The 20,006-nt window shown below is 66.7% G+C and carries 14 protein-coding genes and 1 tRNA gene; 5 read left to right on the top strand and 10 right to left on the bottom strand.

Going from position 1 to position 20,006, the window contains the following annotated elements:
- Nucleotides 1–49: 49 nt before the first annotated feature.
- Nucleotides 50–136: transfer RNA gene (locus V7066_RS03545), tRNA-Leu, on the bottom strand.
- A 258-nt stretch (nucleotides 137–394) separates the two neighbouring features.
- On the opposite strand from V7066_RS03545, the gene V7066_RS03540 reads away from it, so the two are divergent.
- The gene (locus V7066_RS03540) at nucleotides 395–1,342 is read left to right on the top strand and encodes a complex I NDUFA9 subunit family protein (RefSeq protein ID WP_334181969.1); all 948 of its coding nucleotides are present in this window, start codon (nucleotides 395–397) and stop codon (nucleotides 1,340–1,342) included.
- Between the two features lie 87 nt (nucleotides 1,343–1,429).
- Here the strand turns inward: V7066_RS03540 and V7066_RS03535 are convergent, their stop codons facing one another.
- The 5 genes from V7066_RS03535 to tsaD all read right to left on the bottom strand — a co-directional run bounded on the left by V7066_RS03535 (nucleotide 1,430) and on the right by tsaD (nucleotide 6,542).
- The gene (locus V7066_RS03535; RefSeq protein WP_334181968.1) at nucleotides 1,430–2,050 is read right to left on the bottom strand and encodes a hypothetical protein; all 621 of its coding nucleotides are present in this window, start codon (nucleotides 2,048–2,050) and stop codon (nucleotides 1,430–1,432) included.
- 159 nt (nucleotides 2,051–2,209) lie between these two features.
- Complete coding sequence (locus tag V7066_RS03530; protein ID WP_334181857.1) at nucleotides 2,210–2,932, bottom strand: OmpA family protein; 723 nt, start codon at nucleotides 2,930–2,932, stop codon at nucleotides 2,210–2,212.
- A 54-nt stretch (nucleotides 2,933–2,986) separates the two neighbouring features.
- Nucleotides 2,987–4,510 carry a lipopolysaccharide biosynthesis protein gene (locus tag V7066_RS03525; protein WP_334181856.1) on the bottom strand — a complete coding sequence of 508 codons (1,524 nt, stop codon included), beginning with the start codon at nucleotides 4,508–4,510 and terminating at the stop codon, nucleotides 2,987–2,989.
- The gene (locus tag V7066_RS03520; protein WP_334181855.1) at nucleotides 4,507–5,511 is read right to left on the bottom strand and encodes an NAD(P)H-dependent glycerol-3-phosphate dehydrogenase; all 1,005 of its coding nucleotides are present in this window, start codon (nucleotides 5,509–5,511) and stop codon (nucleotides 4,507–4,509) included. The genes V7066_RS03525 and V7066_RS03520 overlap by 4 nt, the downstream gene beginning before the upstream one ends.
- Complete coding sequence (gene tsaD / locus V7066_RS03515; protein ID WP_334181854.1) at nucleotides 5,508–6,542, bottom strand: tRNA (adenosine(37)-N6)-threonylcarbamoyltransferase complex transferase subunit TsaD; 1,035 nt, start codon at nucleotides 6,540–6,542, stop codon at nucleotides 5,508–5,510. Before tsaD ends, V7066_RS03520 begins: the two co-directional genes overlap by 4 nt.
- Before the next feature lie 60 nt (nucleotides 6,543–6,602).
- Here tsaD and hemC point away from each other — a divergent pair, with 60 nt between their 5' ends.
- The 3 genes from hemC to V7066_RS03500 are packed head-to-tail and all read left to right on the top strand — an operon-like array spanning nucleotide 6,603 to nucleotide 9,239.
- The gene (hemC, locus tag V7066_RS03510) at nucleotides 6,603–7,547 is read left to right on the top strand and encodes a hydroxymethylbilane synthase (RefSeq protein WP_334181853.1); all 945 of its coding nucleotides are present in this window, start codon (nucleotides 6,603–6,605) and stop codon (nucleotides 7,545–7,547) included.
- 8 nt (nucleotides 7,548–7,555) lie between these two features.
- Nucleotides 7,556–8,251 carry a uroporphyrinogen-III synthase gene (locus tag V7066_RS03505; RefSeq protein ID WP_334181852.1) on the top strand — a complete coding sequence of 232 codons (696 nt, stop codon included), beginning with the start codon at nucleotides 7,556–7,558 and terminating at the stop codon, nucleotides 8,249–8,251.
- Between the two features lie 19 nt (nucleotides 8,252–8,270).
- Nucleotides 8,271–9,239 (top strand): hypothetical protein, encoded by a 969-nt coding sequence (locus V7066_RS03500; protein ID WP_334181851.1) that lies wholly within the window; start codon nucleotides 8,271–8,273, stop codon nucleotides 9,237–9,239.
- 330 nt (nucleotides 9,240–9,569) lie between these two features.
- Here the strand turns inward: V7066_RS03500 and V7066_RS03495 are convergent, their stop codons facing one another.
- On the bottom strand, nucleotides 9,570–10,814 hold the full coding sequence (locus tag V7066_RS03495; RefSeq protein ID WP_334181850.1) for a UbiH/UbiF/VisC/COQ6 family ubiquinone biosynthesis hydroxylase: 1,245 nt from the start codon (nucleotides 10,812–10,814) through the stop codon (nucleotides 9,570–9,572).
- Nucleotides 10,811–12,487, bottom strand: a complete 1,677-nt coding sequence (locus V7066_RS03490; RefSeq protein WP_334181849.1) for an alkaline phosphatase family protein — start codon at nucleotides 12,485–12,487, stop codon at nucleotides 10,811–10,813. Before V7066_RS03490 ends, V7066_RS03495 begins: the two co-directional genes overlap by 4 nt.
- 97 nt (nucleotides 12,488–12,584) lie before the next feature.
- Between V7066_RS03490 and V7066_RS03485 the strand changes: the two genes are divergently transcribed.
- Entirely contained in the window at nucleotides 12,585–14,645 is a 2,061-nt protein-coding gene (locus V7066_RS03485) for a protein-disulfide reductase DsbD family protein (RefSeq protein WP_334181848.1), read from the top strand.
- A gap of 63 nt (nucleotides 14,646–14,708) precedes the next feature.
- Here the strand turns inward: V7066_RS03485 and V7066_RS03480 are convergent, their stop codons facing one another.
- Both V7066_RS03480 and V7066_RS03475 read right to left on the bottom strand, forming a co-directional pair.
- Entirely contained in the window at nucleotides 14,709–16,790 is a 2,082-nt protein-coding gene (locus V7066_RS03480; protein ID WP_334181847.1) for an MGH1-like glycoside hydrolase domain-containing protein, read from the bottom strand.
- A 156-nt stretch (nucleotides 16,791–16,946) separates the two neighbouring features.
- A complete protein-coding gene (locus V7066_RS03475; protein WP_334181846.1) occupies nucleotides 16,947–19,847 on the bottom strand; it encodes a TonB-dependent receptor in 2,901 nt (966 codons plus the stop codon).
- Between the last annotated feature and the right edge of the window lie 159 nt (nucleotides 19,848–20,006).

Raw genomic sequence — 20,006 nt, 5'->3', positions numbered from 1 at the left:
TAGGGGCCGCCTTGCGGCGGCCCCTGCCGTTTCTCAGTCACCTGAGAAATGGTGCCCAGAAGAGGACTCGAACCTCCACGCCCTTGCGAGCGCCAGCACCTGAAGCTGGTGCGTCTACCAATTCCGCCATCTGGGCACGGAAGCGAGGGGGCCGTTGGTGCCGTCCTCGCCGGGTAGGAGGGCGCCTCTAAGCGGGTCCTCGATTCGTGTCAACGGCCCTCCCTCAACTTTTTTCAAATCACGCGAAAAAAGGCAAAATCCCGGTCCAGCGCCTGCCGCCGGTTGCTCGGGAACCGGGCTTGTGCCAAGGGCGCTTATCATGCGCGAAACCGGCGCAGGCGGCTATATTCTCCTTCAGCCGCGCCTGCGCCACGCTGAAGGACCCGTTCTGATCATGAGCCAAGCCACCGACCCTCTCTACGGCAAGATCGTCACGCTGCTGGGCGGCAGCGGCTTCGTCGGCAAGCACGTTGCCCAGGAACTGCTCGCCCGCGGCGCGCGCCTGCGCATCGCCAGCCGCAATCCCAAGAAGTCCTATGCCCTGAAGCCGCTCGGCAACCTCGGACAGGTGCAGTTCGCGGGCGTCGACGTGACCAAGCCCGAATCGCTGGCCGAAGTGCTGGCCGGTTCGGATGCCGTGGTGAACCTCGTGGGTGCCTTCACCGGCAACCTCGACGCCGTGCAGGGTGAAGGCGCAGGCCGCATCGCCGCCGCCGCCAAGGCCGCCGGTGCCACTGCTTTCGTGCACATCTCGGCCATCGGCGCCGATGCCTCGTCGAGCGTCGCCTATGCCCGTACCAAGGCCGAAGGCGAAAAGGCCGTCCTCGCCGCCTTCCCGACCGCGACGATCCTGCGCCCCTCGGTGATGTTCGGCCCGGACGACAACTTCGTGATGATGTTCGGCAACCTCGTCTCGCGCATGCCCGTCCTGCCGGTCTTCGCCCCGCAGGCGCAGCTCCAGCCGATCTTCGTGGATGACGTCGCACTCGCCGTCGCGGAAACGCTGAGCGCGCCCGAAGTGCACGGCGGCAAGACCTTCGAGATCGCCGGTCCCGAAGTGATCTCGATGATCGACCTCAACAAGCGCATCGCCGCCGCCGCCCAGCGCGACCGCAGCTTCGTGGAACTGTCCGACGGCATCTCCGGCCTGATCGCCGCGCTGCCGGGCACGCCGATCAGCGGCGACCAGCTCAAGCTGCTCAAGGCAGGCAACGTCGCCGGCGGCACCCTCCCCGGCCTGACCGACCTCGGAATCGCGCCGCGTCCGCTGGAACTGTTCCTCGACCGCTGGATGATGCCGTTCCGCAATCACGGCCGCTTCGGCACCAAGGCCGCAGCCTGAGCCTGAGCCTTTTCGGCGAAGAAACAGAAAAAGGGGCGGGAAGTTCGAACTTCCCGCCCCTTTTTCGTTGGCGCTCGGATCTCTGGTTCAGAGCTTGCCGAACTTGCCTTCGTAGGCGCCGGTATCGCCGCCTGCGAGCAGGCTCGCCTGTTCCACCCAGCTGTCGCGGCGGGGACGACCGGCAAAGGCGCCCAGCTTGCCGTCGAGTTCGTCGAGATCGGCCTCGGTCCAGGCCGCGATCTGCTCGAAGCGGGTAATCCCCAGCGAATGGAGCAGAGTCAGCATCTTGGGGCCTAGGCCCTTGATCTTGCGCAAGTCATCGCCTTCGGAAGCGACGACAGGCGCTGCTTCGGGTTCCGCCTGAGGCTGGACCTGCGACTGGGCCTGCGACTCTGCCGCAATCGTCTGCGGCGGGGTCTTGGCCGCGTCCACTTCCTCCTGCGCGGCCACCGCGATCACTTCGCCGATACCGGCCATCGTCCCGGCCATGGCCGGCGGATCGATGTGGACGGGCGCGGTGAACTGCGCAGCGGGCGGGGCATCGTCTATCAGCGCCTGGTTGCGCTGCGCCGGGGCGGCACCCTCGTCCAGCACGTCGGGACGATGCTGGCGCGGCGCAGGCTTGGAGGCACGCGCGAACAGCCAATAGGCAATCGCGATGCCGACCAGCAACGCAACGACGAATATCAGCCAATTGGCTGAAATCATTTCCACCACAACTTATCCCTTCCGGTTCCACACGACCCAGCCGATGCCGAAGCCGGCCATATAGGTCAGCAGCACCGAAACGGCCATCTCAAGCCATAGCGGCATCGGCGGCTCCTTTCATCGTAATTTGCATTTTCCCGCCCTTCACTCCGCACATCCTCATTCGGGTCCGGGCGTATCGATCGGCGTCGGCTTGATCGGCGCCGAGGCGATCACGGAAAACTCGATGCGGCGATTGGCAGGGTCGAGCGGATCCAGTCCCTCGATCGGCGTCTTCGATCCCAGCCCCGCGGCCCGCAACCCGTCGGCGGGAATGCCGCGCCCGATCAAGGCCCAGCGCACCGATTCCGCCCGCGCCAGCGAAAGCGCCTTGTTCGCCTCGGGATTGCCGGTGGCGTCGGTATGGCCGGTCACCGCGATGATGCTGCCGAGGCAGGGACGCAGAGCCTTGGCCACTTCGTCGAGCAGGCGCTCGCTGACCGGATCGATCCGGGCGCTTGCCTCGGTAAAGCGGATCGTGCGCGAGGCGAGGATGGCCTCCACGTCGTTCTGGCAGCGCAGCTTGGCCACCTGACCCTCGCCATCGCGGATCCAGCGGATGCCGCCGATGCCGGGCACCGCGTCCACGGCAGCGGCGACCCGGGTGCGCGTCTCGGCATCGAGGTCCTTGCCGCCAGACAGCACCGGGTGGCGGGTCAGCCAGCCATAGCGGTCGCGAAAGGCGAGCGAGACGCCCTTGCCGCCCGCTCCGTCGCGCGCCGCCTCAGCATTGTGTTGCAGGCGGCCGATGAAGACCGGGCCTTGCATGCGGGTCGAGACGAAGGAAAGTGCCAGACAAAACGCGGCACCGGCGGCAACGATGGAAGCGCGGCGGGGATTCATGCGGAGGAGCCTAGAGCAAGGCTCTCCCCTGCGAAACCACCTGAACGACGGAAATCACGCGGTTTTGGTCTTCTGGAACAGCTTGCGGTCCTCCGGACCGAAGGCCTTCTTCCAGATCACCAGGAAATAGGAGCCGAGAATCGCCGGAATACCGAAGGCCAGCGCGGCCCATTCCGGCAGGAACCGGGTGGCGAGATAGCCCAGAACCACCGCCGGGACGGCCGCCCAGACCAGCGCCCAGCGCCAATTGTTGATCGGCTCCTTGAGGTAGCGCGCCAGCATCTTCGATTTCACCAGCGATGCAAAGCCGAGCGAGACCATCAGCGCCGCCGCCGCCGTGGCGGCCTGGAACAGCGTATTGTAGCCCAGCTTCTGCATCGCCAGAATGCCGCCCAGCGTCAGCACCGCCTGAAGCGCGATCGTCACCACCGAGACCACGAGGTTGCGCATGCGCGCCACGTAGACAAGCGCCGCCTCGCTGACGACGGCCGTGGCGGCCACCACTTCGGCGGCGAGCAGGAAGGCCAGCGCCCCGGTGCCGCCCACGAACTCGCGGCCGACGAGGCCCATCACGCCCTCGCCCGGAATGCCCAAGGCCAGAGCGATGCCCGCCTGCGCGGCAGTGATCCAGAAGCCGACCTGGCAGACCTGCCGGGCGATCGCCGCATAGTCCTTCTGCTTGAGATTGCGGGTGATGACCGGGCCGAGCACCGGCTCGAAGCTGGTCTTGAGCTTCTGCGGCAGGCTCGCGACCTGCTGCGCCGCATAATAGACGCCGACCGCCGAGGACGGCGCCAGGAAGCCGAGCAGGAAGATATCGACGCGGCGGGTCGCCCATTCGATCGTATCGGCCAGCGCGATCGGGGTAGAGCGCAGCGCGAGCCTGCGCATGTCGCCCAGACGCGGACGCCAGCCCTGCGGCAGGCCGTATTCGCGGAAGAACGGAATGAAGGCCGTGACGGCAGCCGCGCATATCGAGCCGATATAGGCGATCGACAACCCGCTCTCGGGCGCGACCCAGATCATCGCTCCGGCCAGGATCGAGATCGTCCATGGCTCCACGATCGCGCGCGACCAGACCGTCGGCGTCACCCGCAGCCGGTAAGCCAGCGCCGCCAGCCAGATCTCGGTCATCGTCAGCGGCAGGATGGCGATCACCATCAGCCGGTCGATCTGGGTATAGTGCCCGCCGGGGAACATCGGCGCGGGCACGCACCAGAAGAACAGCGCCGCCACGCTCGAAGCGATCAGGGCGATGATCATGCCGTCGGCGATCACGTTGGCCGGATGCACCTGCCCCTCGCTGTCCGACAGGCGCTGCGCGAGGCCGCGCTTTTCGCCCATCGTGCAGATCATCGAGGTCAGTTCGATCACCACCAGCGCCGAGGCGAAGCGCCCGAGCGCCGCCGGGCCGTAGACCGAGGCGCGACCGGCGATGAACAGGAACGGGATACGCGCGGCAAGCCGCAGGAAGAACCCGAAGAGATTGGTGCGGCCGCCCTTGGCGAGCGCCGCGATATCGTCGTGTTCCTTCTTGGCCTGCTCCGCTGCGGTGCGGCTTACGATGGCATCGGTCAAGAAAGCGGCTCCTGCTCGGCACGCAGCGGTCGGGCGAGAATCTGGGCGACGACGTCTCCGGCCGGGGCCTTGCCTTCCAGCAGGCGGCAGACCGCTTCGGCGATCGGCATCTCGATGGCATCGCGGCGGGCGATCTCGGCCAGGACCGGCGCGGTCGCGGCGCCTTCGGCCACGGAATTCTTGCCCGAAAGCGCTTCGGCGGCGGTCAAGCCCTGCCCGAGCGCGAGGCCGAGCGAGAAATTGCGGCTCGACGTAGAGGAACAGGTCAGCACGAGGTCTCCAAGGCCGCAGAGGCCCGACAGCGTTTCCGCGCGGGCGCCGCGCGCAAGGCCGAAACGCAGCATCTCGGCATAGCCGCGCGCGATCAGCGCCGCGCGGGCGTTCTGGCCGAGCTTCAGGCCGTCGACGACGCCGCAGGCGATGGCCAGCACGTTCTTCACCGCGCCGCCGATCTCGGCCCCGATCACGTCGTCGGAATAATAAGGGCGCAGCGCAGGCCGCGCGATGACCGGCGAGAGCCGCTGCCACTGCGTCTTGCCGCCCGAGCAGGCCAGCGTCACCGCCGTGGGCAGCCCTGCCGCCACTTCATGGGCGAAAGTCGGGCCGGAGAGTACCGCGATCTCGGCGCCCGGCACGGCGCCGGTCGCGACTTCGGCCATGAGGCGGCCGCTACCGGCCTCGATCCCCTTGGCGCAGAGCACCAGATCGCCCGCAAAGCCGAGTGCCGGAAGCTGCGCCAGCACGCCGCCGAGGAACTGCGCGGGGACCACCGCCAGCAGCACCGGCAGCGCCGCCAGTTCGGCAAGGTCGGTCGTCGCCCGCACCGTCTCGGCCAGTGCGGCGCTCGGCAGATAAGTCGCATTGCGGCGATCGGCGTTGATCCGCTCCACAAGCTCCGGCTCGCGCGCCCAGAGCAGGACTTCGCTGCCGTCGCCCGCAAGCGACTGCGCCAGCGCGGTGCCCCAGGCACCGGCGCCGATCACGCCAATCTGAGCGTTCATGCCTTCACCCCCGCGCCGCGCACGGTCTCTGCTTCGGGATCGAGCGGCCAGCGCGGACGTGCGGCGACGTCGAGCGGGTCGGACTGGCCCATGGCGAAGCGCTCCACGCCCGCCCAGGCGATCATCGCCGCGTTGTCGGTGCAGAGCCCCAGCGGCGGCGCCACGAAATCAAGGTCATGATCGGCCGCCAGCGCTTCGAGCGCGCCGCGAATCGCCTTGTTGGCCGCGACGCCCCCGGCAACGACAAGCGCGTTGACCTTACCCACCGAATCAAGCGCGCGCCGCGCACGGTCGATCAGGCAATCGATCGCCGCCTGCTGGAACGACGCCGCGATATCGGCATCGGCGTACTGGCCCGACTGCTTGGCGCGCATGACCGCGCTCTTGAGCCCTGCGAAGGAGAAATGCGGCTCTTCGGAACCCTTCAGCGGGCGGGGCAGCGGCACGGCCTTGGGATTGCCCTCCAGCGCCAGCCGCTCCATCGCCGGACCGCCCGGATAGCCGAGGCCCAGCAGCTTGGCGGACTTGTCGAAAGCCTCGCCCAGCGCATCGTCGATGGTCGTGGCGAGACGGCGGAACTTGCCGACGCCCTCCACCAGCAGGATCTGGCAGTGCCCGCCGGAAACCAGCAGCAGAAGATAGGGATATTGCAGATCGCCATCGGCAAGGCGCGGCGACAGCGCGTGACCTTCGAGGTGATTCACCGCGATCAGCGGCTTGCCGGTCGCCATGGCCAGCGCCTTGGCGGTGACGAGGCCGACCATGACCCCGCCGATCAGGCCGGGACCGGCGGTGGCGGCGATCGCGTCGACATCGTCGAGCGTCATCCCGGCGTCGGCCAGGGTCGCCTCGATCAGCGGCGCGATCTTCTCGGAATGCGCGCGCGCGGCGATTTCGGGCACGACGCCGCCATAGGGGCGATGCGCCTCGTCCTGCGAAGCGATGCGCTGGGCGAGAATCGTGCGGTCGCTGGTGACCAACGCCGCTGCCGTCTCGTCGCACGAGCTTTCGATGCCCAGTACCGTCCGCATTCCAACTTTCCCTGAACGACCCTTCCACTGGACGACAATGGCGGGTAGCACAACCCGCCGATGACGACGCAAACAGACACGCAAAAACAAAGGTTCCGCCTCGGCACCCGCCGTTCGCCGCTGGCGATGGCCCAGGCCGAGGAAACGCGCGACCGGCTGGCCGCCGCACACGGAATCGATTCCGCGCATATAGAGATCGTGGCCGTGACCGCCAGCGGCGATCGCATTCAGGACCGCGCATTGGCGGAAATCGGTGGAAAGGCGCTGTGGACGAAGGAACTCGACGCCTGGCTGGCGGCGGGTGAAATCGATTTCGCCGTCCATTCGGCGAAGGATGTCGAGACGATTCGCCCCGAAGCCTTTGCCATCGGCGCGATTCTCCCGCGCGAGGACGTGCGCGACGTGCTGATCGGGGCCGAGAGCATCCGCGCCCTGCCGCAGGGCGCCGTGGTCGGCACCAGCGCCCCGCGCCGCGCCGCGCAGCTTCTCCACGCCCGTCCGGACTGCAAGGTCGTGACCTTCCGGGGCAATGTCGCCACCCGCCTCGCCAAGCTGGCCGCCGGGGAAGCCGATGCGACCTTCCTCGCCGCCGCCGGACTCAAACGCCTCGGCGAGACCGGAACCGGCCATCCGCTGGATGCACAGGACTGGCTTCCCGCCCCTGCGCAGGCCGCGATCATGGTCGAATGCCGCGCCGATGACGAACGCACGCTCTCCTTCCTGAAGGCTGTCGATCACGCGGAGAGCCGCGCCTCGGTCCTCGCCGAACGCGCGCTGCTGGCGGGGCTGGGCGGCAATTGCCACAGCCCGATCGCCGTCCTCACATCCCACGAGGGCGAAGCGCTGACCATACGCGCGGCGCTCTACAGCCCGGACGGCGCGGAAAAGGTCGAGGGCGAGGCCCGCTTCGCCGCGAACGATCCCGCAGGCCCGGCCCGCCTCGCCGTAGACCTGCTTGCCCGCGCGGTTCCGGCCATCGCGGTGCACTTCACCGGCGCCGCCTGAGGCCCTTCATGCCGCCGGTCATCGTCATCCGCCCCGAACCGGGAACTTCGGCAACGGTGGCTTCAGCGGAAAAGCTCGGGCTACAGGCTTACGGCTTTCCGCTGTTCGCAGTGGCGCCGCTGCCATGGGAGCCGGTCCCGCGCGAGGAGGTGGACGCAGTGCTGCTGGGCAGCGCCAATGCCCTGCGCCATGGCGGCGCGGAACTCGCCCGCTATCGCGGCCTTCCGGCCTATGTCGTCGGCACCAAGACCGCCGAGGCCGCGCACGAGGCGGGGCTGGAGGTCCTGAGGATCGCCCACGGAGGCCTGCAAGCGGTCATGGCGTACCTCGCGCCTGAACACCGACGCCTGCTGCGCCTTGCCGGGCGTGAACGGATCGAACTTGCGCTGCCCCGCGGCCACGAGATGACGACCCGCGAGATCTACGCCAGCACTTCGCTTGCCATGCCCGCCGAATTGACTGCGCTGCTGAAGGAACCGGCGGTCGTGCTGCTCCATTCCGGCGAGGCTGCCGCCCATTTCGCCGCCGAATGCACGCGGCTCTCGGTCGACCGGCGCCGGATCGCCCTCGCCTGCATCGGCCCGCGCGTGGCGCAGAAGGCCGGAAGCCATTGGATTTCCACGCGCAGCGCCCAGACGCCGGACGATACCGCGCTGCTGGCCTTGGCCGCCGAGATGTGCAAAGACTTCCCCTCGGGATCGTAAACTGACAGAACCAGACTTGATGCAGGACTTCACCTCGCCGCAAAATCCTTCGGCCTCCATTTCGGCTACCGGCTCTCGTTCACGCGGGGGGGTGTTCTTCGTCGCCTTCATCGCCTTCCTGCTCGGCGGCGCTCTCGTCGTCTGGGCGGCGCAGGACGGGCTGCTCGCCAAGCTCCTGCCCCAGCGCGCGGACGAACAGGCCTCCAGTGCGGAGCAACCGGAAGCCGAACAGGCTCCCACACCCCAGCCGGTACTTCCCGCCGCCACTGCCCCCGCCTCTCCGGAGCAGCTTTCCTCGCTCAGTTCGGTCGAGGGACGGCTCGCGCTGCTGGAGGACCGTCTCTCGCGGATCGATTTCCAGACCGACGCGGCTTCGGGCAATGCCGCCCGCGCCGAAGGCCTGCTGATCGCCTTCGCCGCGCGCCGCATGGTCGATCGCGGCGAGCCGCTCAGCTACGTCGCCGACCAGCTGCGCCTGCGCTTCACCAATGCCCAGCCGCGCGCGGTGCAAACGGTGATCGAATTCTCGAAGAATCCTGTCACCATCGACGAACTTTCCGCCCGCCTCGAAGCGCTCTCCCCCGAACTCAGCGAGAACCAGAGCAACGAGAGCCTGTGGCAGAAAGCCCGCCGCGAACTCTCCAACCTCTTCGTGGTACGCCGCGAATCCTCGACGCTGCTGACCCCGATCGCGCGCATCGACCGCGCCCGCCTGATGCTGACCGCGCGCCGTATCGGCAATGCCATCAGCGAAGTCGAACGCCTGCCCAACGCGCAGGCCGCGCAGACCTGGATCGCCGACGCCCGCCGTTTTCAGGACGTGCAGGATTCGCTCAACCTGCTCGAAACCACCGCCATGCTGGAACCGCGCAAGCTGACGGATGCCGAAGGGCATGTCGTCGATCAGCCGAGCCCGCTGGCGACGCCCGGCGTGCTGCCGACCGACCTGCCCTCGGCAGATGCTTCGGAGGCGGTTCCTTCCGAGTAAGGTTAAGGGTGAATGCGAGGGTTAACACCCTCGCGCTCCCGGAACTGTCGGGCGGCGTGCCCTGCGCGCCCACGCTGTGCGCATACACCATCGTCATCCTGAACTTGTTTCAGGATCCATTTCGCCGCTCAGGCCACCGCTGATGGTCATAAATCGATCCTGAAACAAGTTCAGGATGACGTGGATTTTCAGCTCCACCCTCTGCGTCACAACGCCCCCGTCATTGCGAGCGTAGCGAAGCAATCCAGAGCGGCATGAGACCGACTCTGGATTGCTTCGCTACGCTCGCAATGACGAAAGGGAGAGGTCGTCCAGCAGGCGCGCGCGCCCTTACCCCTGCAAAAGCTCGGGCAGCTTCCCCGACATCCCGCGCGCCTCGTCCATGAAGAAGCGCTTGAGGCTGGGCAGGCGCTGCACCGCGCCCATGCCGAGACGGCGCGCCGCGCTGGGCAGGCGGCCGGGAATGCCGAACAGGCGGGTCAGCCCGTCCGTCACCGACATGACCATGAACGTATCGAGGCTGCGCCACTTCTCGTAGCGCGCCAGAAGCTGTGCATCGCCCGGTTCGAGGCCGAGCCGCATGCCTTCGGTCAGCACGTCCACAAGCGCCCCCACATCGCGCAGGCCCAGGTTGAGGCCTTGCCCGGCGATCGGGTGCATGCCGTGGGCCGCATCGCCGATCACCGCGAGGCGTTCGTCGATCACATGCCCGGCATGGTGGAAGCGCAGCGGATAGCTCATGCGCGGCGCGGAAAGCGTGATCTTGCCGAGTACGCCGTGCATCCGGCTCTCGACCTCATGCAGGAACATCGTATCAGGCATGGCGATGATGCCCGCGGCATCCTTTTCCGCCACCGTCCAGACAAGCGCGCTGCGGTGACGGCCCTGAGCATCGTCGAGCAGCGGCAGCAGTGCGAAAGGCCCCGCCGGATAGAAGATTTCCCAGGCGGTGTTGTCGTGCGGTTTCTCGTGGAACAACCCGGTCACCATGGCGCGGTGCTTGTAGTCCCACTTGGCGAGGGCGAAGCGGGCCTCGTCACGGGTGGGCGACTGGCGGCCCTCGGCTGCGACCAGCAGGCTCGCCTTGAGCACGCGCCCGTCGGAAAGCTCCACCTCGACACCGTGCGGGCCGCGATCCCGGCGGACGGCTTCGGTGCGGACATGCCAGGCGATGTTCTGCTCTTCCCGCGCGGCGGCGAAGAGGGCGAGGCGCAAGTCGCGGTTGGCGAACATGCGGCCCAGCGAGCCTTCCTCCGGCTTGGGCGTGAAGTCGATCCGGCCCGGCTTCATCGAATCGGTGACGGCGATCGAATCGATCGGGCAGCCCAGATCCTTCAGCGCGGGCGCGAGGCCGATATTGGTGAAGAGGTTCCAGCTCGCCGTCGAGATGGCCGAGGCGCGGCCGTCCGCGCCCTCGGCCGTGAGATCGGCCGGATCGGCGCGATCGATGACATGGCTGGTAATACCCGCCCGGGCAGCGGCAAGCGCCAGCGTCATGCCGACGAGGCCGCCGCCCAGGATGATCAGGTCGCGGTATTCCGCCTTTTGGTCTTGCTTCGCTACAGAGTCGTTCATCGACCGCAGCTATCGGCCTCTCCGGCGTCGATGTCGAGACACCTTCCGTCCCAGGTGCCGACAGGCGCGGTCAGGCCCACCGTCGCGGCGAGGGTCGGGGCGATATCCACCGTCTCCACCGGGGTCGGCTGCTCGAAGCCGACCATGCCCTTGCGCCAGAACAGCATCGGCACGCGGCGGTCGTAGTCCCAGGGGCTGCCGTGCGAGGCGACCTTGAACGGCTTGGCCTCGCCGGGCACCACACCGCGCACGGTCAGCATCTGCACTTCGCCCGAACGGCCCGGCACGAAGGAAGCGCGGACCTTCTGTTCCATGGTCCAGTCCTGCGGGTTACCCTTGGGCGCGGGCCACTGCATGATCTGGTCCTGCGTATAGACGGCGGCGATCTGCGGGTTGGCCTTCAGGCGCGCGACGAGTGCGGCCATGACCTTCTGCTTCTGCTCGGCGGTCAGTTCGGACGAGAACCAGACACTGCCCGATTCGCCCGCGCCGTAGAACAGCGGGCCGTCCTTCACGGTCACGCCGGTCTCCTGCGAAACGGCAGCGGCAAGCGCCTTGGCCTCCAGCACAGGATCGATGCGGGTGGCATCGGGGTTGCCGCGCAGCTTCTGGCGCTCGGGTGCATCGAAGCCGCCGTGGTCGGCGCTGAGCACGACTTCATAGTCGATCCCGCGCGCGTCGAAGCCGTCCAGCAGGGTGCCGATCGCCTCGTCCAGCACGTTCATCTGGATGCACATCTCCACGCCCTCATTGCCGAAGGCATGGCCGACCTTGTCGGTGGCGGAGAAGCTGACCGACAGGATATCGGGCACTGCATCCTTGCCCATGCCCAGTTCGTCCACCATGCGCACGGCCATCTCGGCGGTGGCCGTGTCGATGCGCGGGCCGTTCGAATAGGACTTGAAGTCACCGGCGGCCAGCGGGAAGCGATAGGTGCCGATCGTGAAGTCCTTGATCGGCGTCGCCCGGTCCACGTTGCCACACCAGCCCGGCACCGGCAGGGCGCCGTCACCGGCGGCGACGCGCTTCGCCATCACCGCGTTCTCGGCCTCCACCGCCTTGCTGATCCTGCGGTTCTCGAAAGTCGTGAAGCCCTTGGCACCGATCCAGTAGACGGCATCGGTATCGTGCCCGCTCATCATCACGGCGGCGCGGTCCTTGGCGGAAACGGCGGCGTTGATGGTCTTGGGGTTCTTCTTCTTCATCAGGTCGCCCAGCGTCGGCGCCTTGAGGTGCGCGGGGCTGACCACCGGATTGTCCGGCGTGGACTTCGGGTTGGTCTCGTCCTCGACGCAGTAGACTTCCTTTTCGGCACGGGCGATGCCGGGCTGATACCACGAGTTCGCAGTGATGCCGGTGCGCGAGGGGTGCACGCCGGTCAGCAGCGTCGAGTGGCCTGGGCAAGTCTCGGTCGCGGCGTGCGACTGGAAGCCCGAAGCGAAGACCGCGCCTTGCAGCAGGCGCGGGAAGCCCTTGGTGAAGTGCTGGCGATACTGGGCGAAGAGGTCTGCGGAGAACTGGTCCACCGAGATGGCGACGATCAGCTTGGGTTCGCCCTGAGGTGCGGTTGCAGGCGCCGCTGCGGTAGGGGCTTCCTGCGCCATGGCAGGGGCCGCAGCAGCGAGTGCGGCGACAAGAGCCAGCGGAGCAAGCGACAGGGAGCGAAGGCGCATCGGGGGTCTTCCTTGAAATCTGGGTACAATCGGCGCAGATGCAGCGATGTCTGGAATGCGCCTGTGACGCAAGCGCCACCCAACGCACGGGAGTCTCATGGAAAAGCGCCGCTACCGCCTGTTTATGGCACTCATGTGTCAATTGCTGGCGCTCCTGCTGATGCCCCTCGCGGCGCAGGCCGCGCCCGCGCATATCGCTGCCGAACTGGTGGCCGGTCCCGCGACGACGCCGGGCGGCGAGACGACCATCGCCATCCACATGACGCCCGAGAAGGGCTGGCACGGCTATTGGTCCAATCCGGGCGACGCGGGCCTGGGCATGCAGCTTGACTGGACGCTGCCGGACGGCGCCAAGGCCGGAAGCCCACGCTACCCGGTGCCGCAGACGCTGGTCGTCTCCGGGCTCATGAACCATGTCTACGAAAGCGACTACGCCGTCCTGGTGCCGTTCACGGCTCCGGCGAATGCAGTGCAGGGCAGCCGGATCCCGGTCCATCTCCGCGCCCAGTGGCTGGCCTGCACCGAGCAGATCTGCGTGCCGGAACAGGCCGACCTCGCCGTAGAAGTGCCGATCGCCGCGACGGCCTCGCCCGATCGCGACCCGCGCTTCGCGGAATGGCAGCGCCGCCTGCCCGCCCCGCTCGACGCGGCAGGCACCTTCAGCCTCGACGGCAACGCCGTGCGTCTGGCCATTCCCCTACCCGCCTCGACGCCGCTCGAAGCACCCCATGTCTTCGTGGGCGAGGACAAGCTGATCGACTACGCCGGTGCCCAGCAATTCGCCTGGCAAGGCGACAGACTGATCGTCACCCTGCCCCGCGTCAAACTGGACCCGCGCGGATCGGACACCCTGACCGGCGTGCTGCGCCTGAACGGCGCCGGTGACGGCATCGCCTTCACGGCCCGCCCCGGCACGGTTCCGGCGGGAGGAACGCCGATAGCGAGCGACGCTGCCGCGCCCGAATTACCGGCATTGCCTCTGCTGCTGCTGGCCGCACTGGCGGGCGGATTGCTGCTGAACGTGATGCCCTGCGTCTTCCCGATCCTGAGCCTCAAGGCGCTGAGCCTCGCCCGCGCGGGCGAGAGCGAGGCCCATGCCCGGATCGAGGGACTGGCCTATGCGGCAGGTGTCATTCTGGCCTGCCTCGGCCTCGGTGCCCTGCTGCTTGTCCTGCGCGCAGGCGGCGAGCAGGTCGGCTGGGCCTTCCAGTTGCAGGAGCCGCTAGTTGTCGTCTCCCTGCTGTTCCTGGCGGCGGCAATCACCGCCAACCTGCTGGGCCTGTTCGAATTCACCGTGCCGGGCTTCGCATCGAGCGGTTCGCCTTCCAGCTTCACCCGGGGCGCTTTCGCCACCGGATTGCTGGCCGCCTTCGTGGCGACGCCCTGCACCGGCCCGTTCATGGCGAGCGCCATGGGCGCGGCGCTGCTGCTGCCGGTGCTCCCCGCCATGAGCCTGTTCGCGGCGCTCGGCATCGGCATCGCCCTGCCCTTCCTGGCGGTCGCCTTCATTCCGGCACTGCGCAAGCGCCTGCCCAAGCCGGGTCGCTGGATGGTCACCTTCCGGCACTGGATGGCCCTGCCCATGGGTCTCACCGTTCTCGCCCTCGCATGGCTGACGTGGAAGGTCGGCGGGACCGGCTTCGCGCTGGCGGCTCTGGTCGGGCTGCTGCTCGTTTTTGCGGCGCTCTTCGCGGCTGGCCGGGCGCAGCGCCGGGGCCGATCCGCCAGACCTGCCGCCCTGATCGCCGCCGCGGTCGCGCTGCTGGCGCTCCCCCTGCTGCCGGAACCGGCGCCTCCCGCCGCCAGCACCGATTCCCTGCTGGCCGCCAAGCCCTTCAGCGAGAAGGCGCTCGCCGAGGCCCGCGCCTCGGGCAAGCCGGTCTTCGTATGGATGACCGCCGACTGGTGCCTGACCTGCAAGGTCAACGAGCAAGTTGCCATCGAGCGTGAAGACACCCGCGCCGCTTTCGAGAAGGCAGGCGTCGTGGTGCTTCGCGGCGACTGGACACGGCGCGATCCCGAGATCACCCGTTACCTCACCGCCCAAGGGGCAGCCGGGGTGCCGCTCTACGTGTGGTATGCAGGCGGATCAGGAAAGCCCGAGCAATTGCCGCAAGTTCTCACGCCCGAACTGCTGGCAGGTAAGGCCGGAGGCTGAGGGGACCCTCTTCCGCCCACTATTTCGTCATTGCGGGGGTGGCCGAAGCCACCCCCGCAATGCTCAACGCGCAAAAGCCTTGAGTTCGGCCAGCCGGATCGCCTTCTTGCCGGCAGGCGTCATGACCACGCGAACGCGCTCGGCCTGAACCGGCGTCCAGCTCAGGCGGGTGACGCCATTGGCGAGCGGCGCGGCGGCGGGCCTTGCCACCACCTGCCAGCCGCCATCGCGCCATGCCTCGATACGAACCTTGCGCGGAGCGGCGAACTTGCCGCCATCGGCGAAGAACGCGAGTTCTGTCGCACCAAGCGTGACGGTCTTGCCGAAGTCCACGGCGTACCACTGCTCAGCGCCGCTGGATGCCGAGTCCCAGCCGTTGGGCAGTTCGGGATAGAACCACGCGCGGCCGTCGATGCCGTCGTGGAGGTTTTCCGCCTCTGTGCCTGACGAGGCGCTGGCCTTGGGGAAATTGCCGCGCACGAGTTGCACGGCAAGGTTGGTCTCCCGCGCAACCGGCGCATTGGCCTTGCGGGCCAGCGGCAATTCGATGCGGCCGAGGTCGTCGCGGTGCGCGACTTCGCTGCCGTCCACGGCGATCGTCAGCCCCTTGCGGCCATAGCGCTTGCCGTCCGCGTCCCAGGTCACGGAGACCTCGTGGCCATGGTAGGGCACGCGCTCGATGTGGAACCAGCCCAGCGCCTGCGGGTCGCCCGCCGCCGGGAGCAGCGGATTCACTTCCAGCACGTCGTCCGCGCGCGGGCGGATGCCGACGAGTCCGGTCAGGATCAGGTCGAGATAGCCCGAGTGGAAGTAGTGATGGCTGCGGTCCAGTCCGACGATCGGCTTGCCGGTCTCGGGATGATAGTCCTCTTCCAGGTCGAGGCGGGCATTCTTGCCCTCACCCTGATAATGCATCGTCGTATACTGACGCAGCAGGCGCATGTAGTCGCTGCGCGTCACAGGCCCCTTGCGATCGTAGTGGTCGAGCAGGTTGGCCATGCCGGTCAGCACCTGCGTGGTCTGGTAAGGCCAGATCGGGCCGTTCCACTGGCACTCGGGCGCCGTGCCGAGATAGCGGTATTGCCGCATGTAGTATTCGTAGCCCTGTTCGACCGTCCGCATGCCTGCCTTGCCCGCGAGCGAGTTCGGATCGAGCAGATGGGACCAGGCGCCGGAATACTTCGCATCGTCCGGGACGAGATCGAACATCCACGGCAGATAGCCGACGAGTTCGCGGTTACGGATCTGGTCCCAGTATTTCACATGCTCGTTATTGACCTGATAGCGATCGACGAAGTGGCCGAGCTTCGGGCTCCACAGGTCTTCCAGCACGCGCGTACGCAGCGCTTCGGCGCGGTCCGCGTATTCTTTGGCCATGGCGGTGTCGCCGGCCATCTGCGCCATGCGCGAAAGCGCGCGGGCATTGGCGAACATGTAGCTGTTGACCGAGGGCCGGAAGGAATCGCCGCCCCGGAACCCGTCCTTGCCGCCGGAGGCGTCGATCGAAGACACCGTGTACTCGGTGGCATCGAGCAGCGGTTCGACGAAGTAGAGACCCTTGGTGAAGTCGAACTTCTCGTCCCACAGGCGGTAGATGTGCCGCATTGTCTTGAGATGCGCGAGCACCGCCTCGCGGTCGCCGTCGACGAGATAGCGGCCCCAGACAGAGTCCGCCATGTGATCGGTGAAGTGACGGTCGTTGCCGCCTTCGTACATGAAATTGATGTAGTCGTCGGTGAAGCGGCGATCGTTCAGCCAGCGTCCCTCGGCGATATGGAAGCCGCTGGCGTCGTTGAGGCTGGCGAAAGGCTCGCGCTGCCAGTCCACGTCGTCGGCGAATTCGGTGGTGACGTAGCCCTGCGCGCCGAGATCGCGCTGGTGCGCGCGGAACAGGCCCCAGCGGTAATAGTAGACCGCATCGATCTTCGGATCGGCGCTCTCGAAGAAGGGGATGCGCTGTTCGTACCAGGCGGCATCGTTGCCGAAGCGGGCCTTGGCGATGGCAGCGGCGTCGAGCCTCGGGGATGCCGGAGCGACAGAGGTCCTGGAAGACGGGGCCTTCTGGGAAGATGCGGCAAGCGGCAGGCTGGCCCCGCTCGCAAGAAGTGCCGCGGTGGCGAGGATCGTCCGGATGTTTCCGCGCATCGTTACCCCTTCTATGGTCTGGCGAGCGTCAGCAGATGTAGAAATAAAGAGGCGGCCGTCCTCCGGGCCTTTGTTGGGAGAGGAACCCGGAGAAACGGCCGCCCGTGACAGGCCGCGACACGGAATGGCGTGTGTCGCGGCCTGTCTTGTCAGGTGTCAGTCGAACTTGAAGCGAACGCCGACTGCGAAAGTACGGTCGATCAGCAGCGTGCTCGAGTTGAACTGGGTCGGGTTACCGACATCGCCGAACTTGTAGTAGTTCTGCTGCTTCGCCTTGGTGAGGTTCACCGCATCGAAGGTCACGCCGATATCGTCGTTCACGTTCCAGGTCAGCTGGAGGTCGAGGCTCTTTTCAGGAGCGCGCCAGAAGCCGATCGGGTTCGCGAAGGAGCGACCCTCGTTGCTCTGGAGGAAGCCCTTGCGCCAGATGTACGACAGACGGGCGCCGATCGGGCCGTTGTCGTAAGCCAGCGTGGCGTTGTACGAGAGCTTCGACACGCCGAAGAACGCCGACTTGGTGCTGCCGGTGATCTCGCCCTCGGTGTTCACGACCGGAATGGTCTGCGAGGAGTCGAGGATCGTGGCGCTGCCGGTGAAGCCAAGGCCGTTGAGCGGACCGGGCAGGTACGTCGGGAAGTAGGTCAGACCCAGTTCGATGCCCTTGAGAACGCCGTTCGAGGCATTGACGGGACGCGTGATGTTGAACGTCTCGGTGTACTGCTCGTTGCGCGGCAGGTAGTTGTTCGGGATGATTTCGCGGGCGACGAGCGGAACCACCAGGCCGTTGATCTCGCGGCGGAAGGCCGTCGCATAGATCGCGCTGTTGCGCTCGAAATACCATTCCAGCGCGAGGTCGAAGTTCTTCGAGTGCGTAGCGCCGAGATTGGCATTGCCCGCGCTGCCGGTGCCGAAGCCGATCCGCGAGAGATCGCCCGTCAGCGTGACGTTCGGGTTGAGATCGCCGAAGGCCGGACGACGCAGCGTCTCGCCGTAGTTGAAGCGGACGCGCAGCTTGTCGGTGATGCCGTAGCGCAGGGTGAACGAAGGCAGGAACTTCGACGAACCGGTCGAAACCGAGGTACGGGCGAAGTTGGCACCGCGATCGAAGTAGTCGTAGTCGGTATCGATCGCCACGAAGCGAACACCGCCCTGAACCTGGAGCGGACGACCGAACAGCTCGATCTCGCCATCCGCCATGATGTACGCGGCGGTGTTGATCTCGTTGATGCCGAAGACGTGGCCGAAGCTCAGCTGGTTCGACAGCAGAAGGTTCGCGGCTGGATCGGCAACCTGGTAGAGCTTGCGGATCGCATCCTTGTCCATGGTACGCGGATCGGCGAGGACCCAGCTGGTCGGGATATCGGCCTTGCCGTCGAAGAAGCCGCTGTTCGTGAACGGCGTGCCCTCGCCAAGCTGGTCGAGGGTAATGCCCAGACCACGAGCGCCCTGGTCACGAACGTAGCTGTCGGCCTTGCGGTTGTCGTAGCGGAAGCCCGCCTTGATGCGACGCAGGAAGCCGCTGTCCCACTCGTACTCGCCGTCGAGCATCGCGGTGAACGCGTTACCGGTGTTCTTCGTACCGCTGTCGAACAGGTTGCCGACGGTCCACTGCGACGCGTCGGTCAGGAACGCCTCGTTGGCAAAGTGGTACGAAGGCAGGCCGCCGCCAGCATTGAAGTCCACCGAAATGTCCTGCGGAGCGCGATCGGTGCGCATGGCGAAGAACGAGGTCTCGTTCTTGCTGTCCTGATAGGTGACATCGGCGGTGATCTTGCCGCGATCGGCTACATCCCACTTCGCATTGAAGGCGTAGACGTAGCTGTCGGTCTTGTTGGTCGAATAGTCGCCGCTGTTGAAGCCCGAGACCGCGCCGACCTGACGCGACTTGACGATATTGGTGCCGTCGTACAGCTCGAAGCTGTTCGCAGCGTCGGCCGGGAGATTGCCCCACCAGTCCACGAAGCTGAAGTTCAGGCTGTTGAAGGTCTTGCCGCGGAAGCCGCTGTAGAACACTTCGGCGGTGTAGACCGAGCGATCGTTGGGCGCCCACTGAAGCGCAGCATTGACCGAAGGACGCGTGCGCTTGCCGTAGAAGTCCGAGGCAATCACGGCATCGCGCGAAAGGTAATAGGGAACTTCGACGCCGTTGATGTTGAGCGTCGAACCCGCTGCGGTCGGCAGACCGGCATCGAGGCCGGGCGTCCACAGGTTGCCCTGCGGGTTCGAAGCGGTCACCGCGCGGCAGTCGGTGGTGAACAGGCGTTCCAGGGCACCGAAGGCCGGGCCGCCCGGGCACGCACCGGGTAAAGTGCTGGTCGTCACGGAAGGACGCGCACCGTCGACCGTCAGGAACGGCACCATGGCGCCGGACTGAAGGTTCTGGTTGCGGTATTCGGCGCGGGTATAGCTGGCATTCACGAGGAAGCCGATCTCGCCGATGCCGGTATCCCACTTGTCCGCCACGAGCAGGGCGACGTTCGGGTTCGCCTTGTCGCGCAGTTCCGAATAGACGCCGCGCGCCAGGCCGGAGATGGTGAACCCATCGAAGTCGAGCGGACGACGGGTCTGCACGTCGATCTGACCGGCAAGGCCGGTTTCGAGCTGGTCGGCCGAGCGGGTCTTGTAGACATCGACCTTCTTGACCAGGTTCGCCGAGATATCCTGAAGCGCGAACGAAGTGCCCGCAGCGGTGAAGATGTTGCGGCCGTTCAGCGTGGTGAGCGGATCGGTCAGGCCGCGAATGGTAATCGTGGCCGCTTCACCGCCGGCACGGTCGGTCACCTGGATGCCGGTGACGCGCTGGAGCGCTTCGACCACGTTGTTGTCGGGCAGCTTGCCGACGTCTTCAGCCACGATCGAATCAACGATCTGGATGTTGTCCTTGCGGCTGTTGATGGCACCGACGATCGATGCGCGCACGCCGGTGACGATGATGTCCTCGGCCGTGGTTTCCGTGTCGTCAGCCGACTGCGGAGCTGCTTCCTGCGCCTGCGCAACGGAGGCGAGGCTGAGAGCAAAAATGGATGCTGTGCAGAAAGCGAATGGCTTGAGCGCCATGGATCAACCCTCCCATTGGGGCTGGCCCATACCATGCCCCTTCAATTACTCGGACTAATTATTAGTCTGACTAATGCGTTGCAAGTGGAAAAGCGGGAGGGCTGTCAAAAAGCTGAAATAGGTGTGGCAGAATGGACGCAGAACCGGCCGAAAAGCTTG

It is taken from the genome of Novosphingobium sp., assembly GCF_036820275.1.
Classification (GTDB): Bacteria; Pseudomonadota; Alphaproteobacteria; order Sphingomonadales; family Sphingomonadaceae; genus Novosphingobium.
This window is presented reverse-complemented; position numbering and strand designations above follow the sequence as displayed.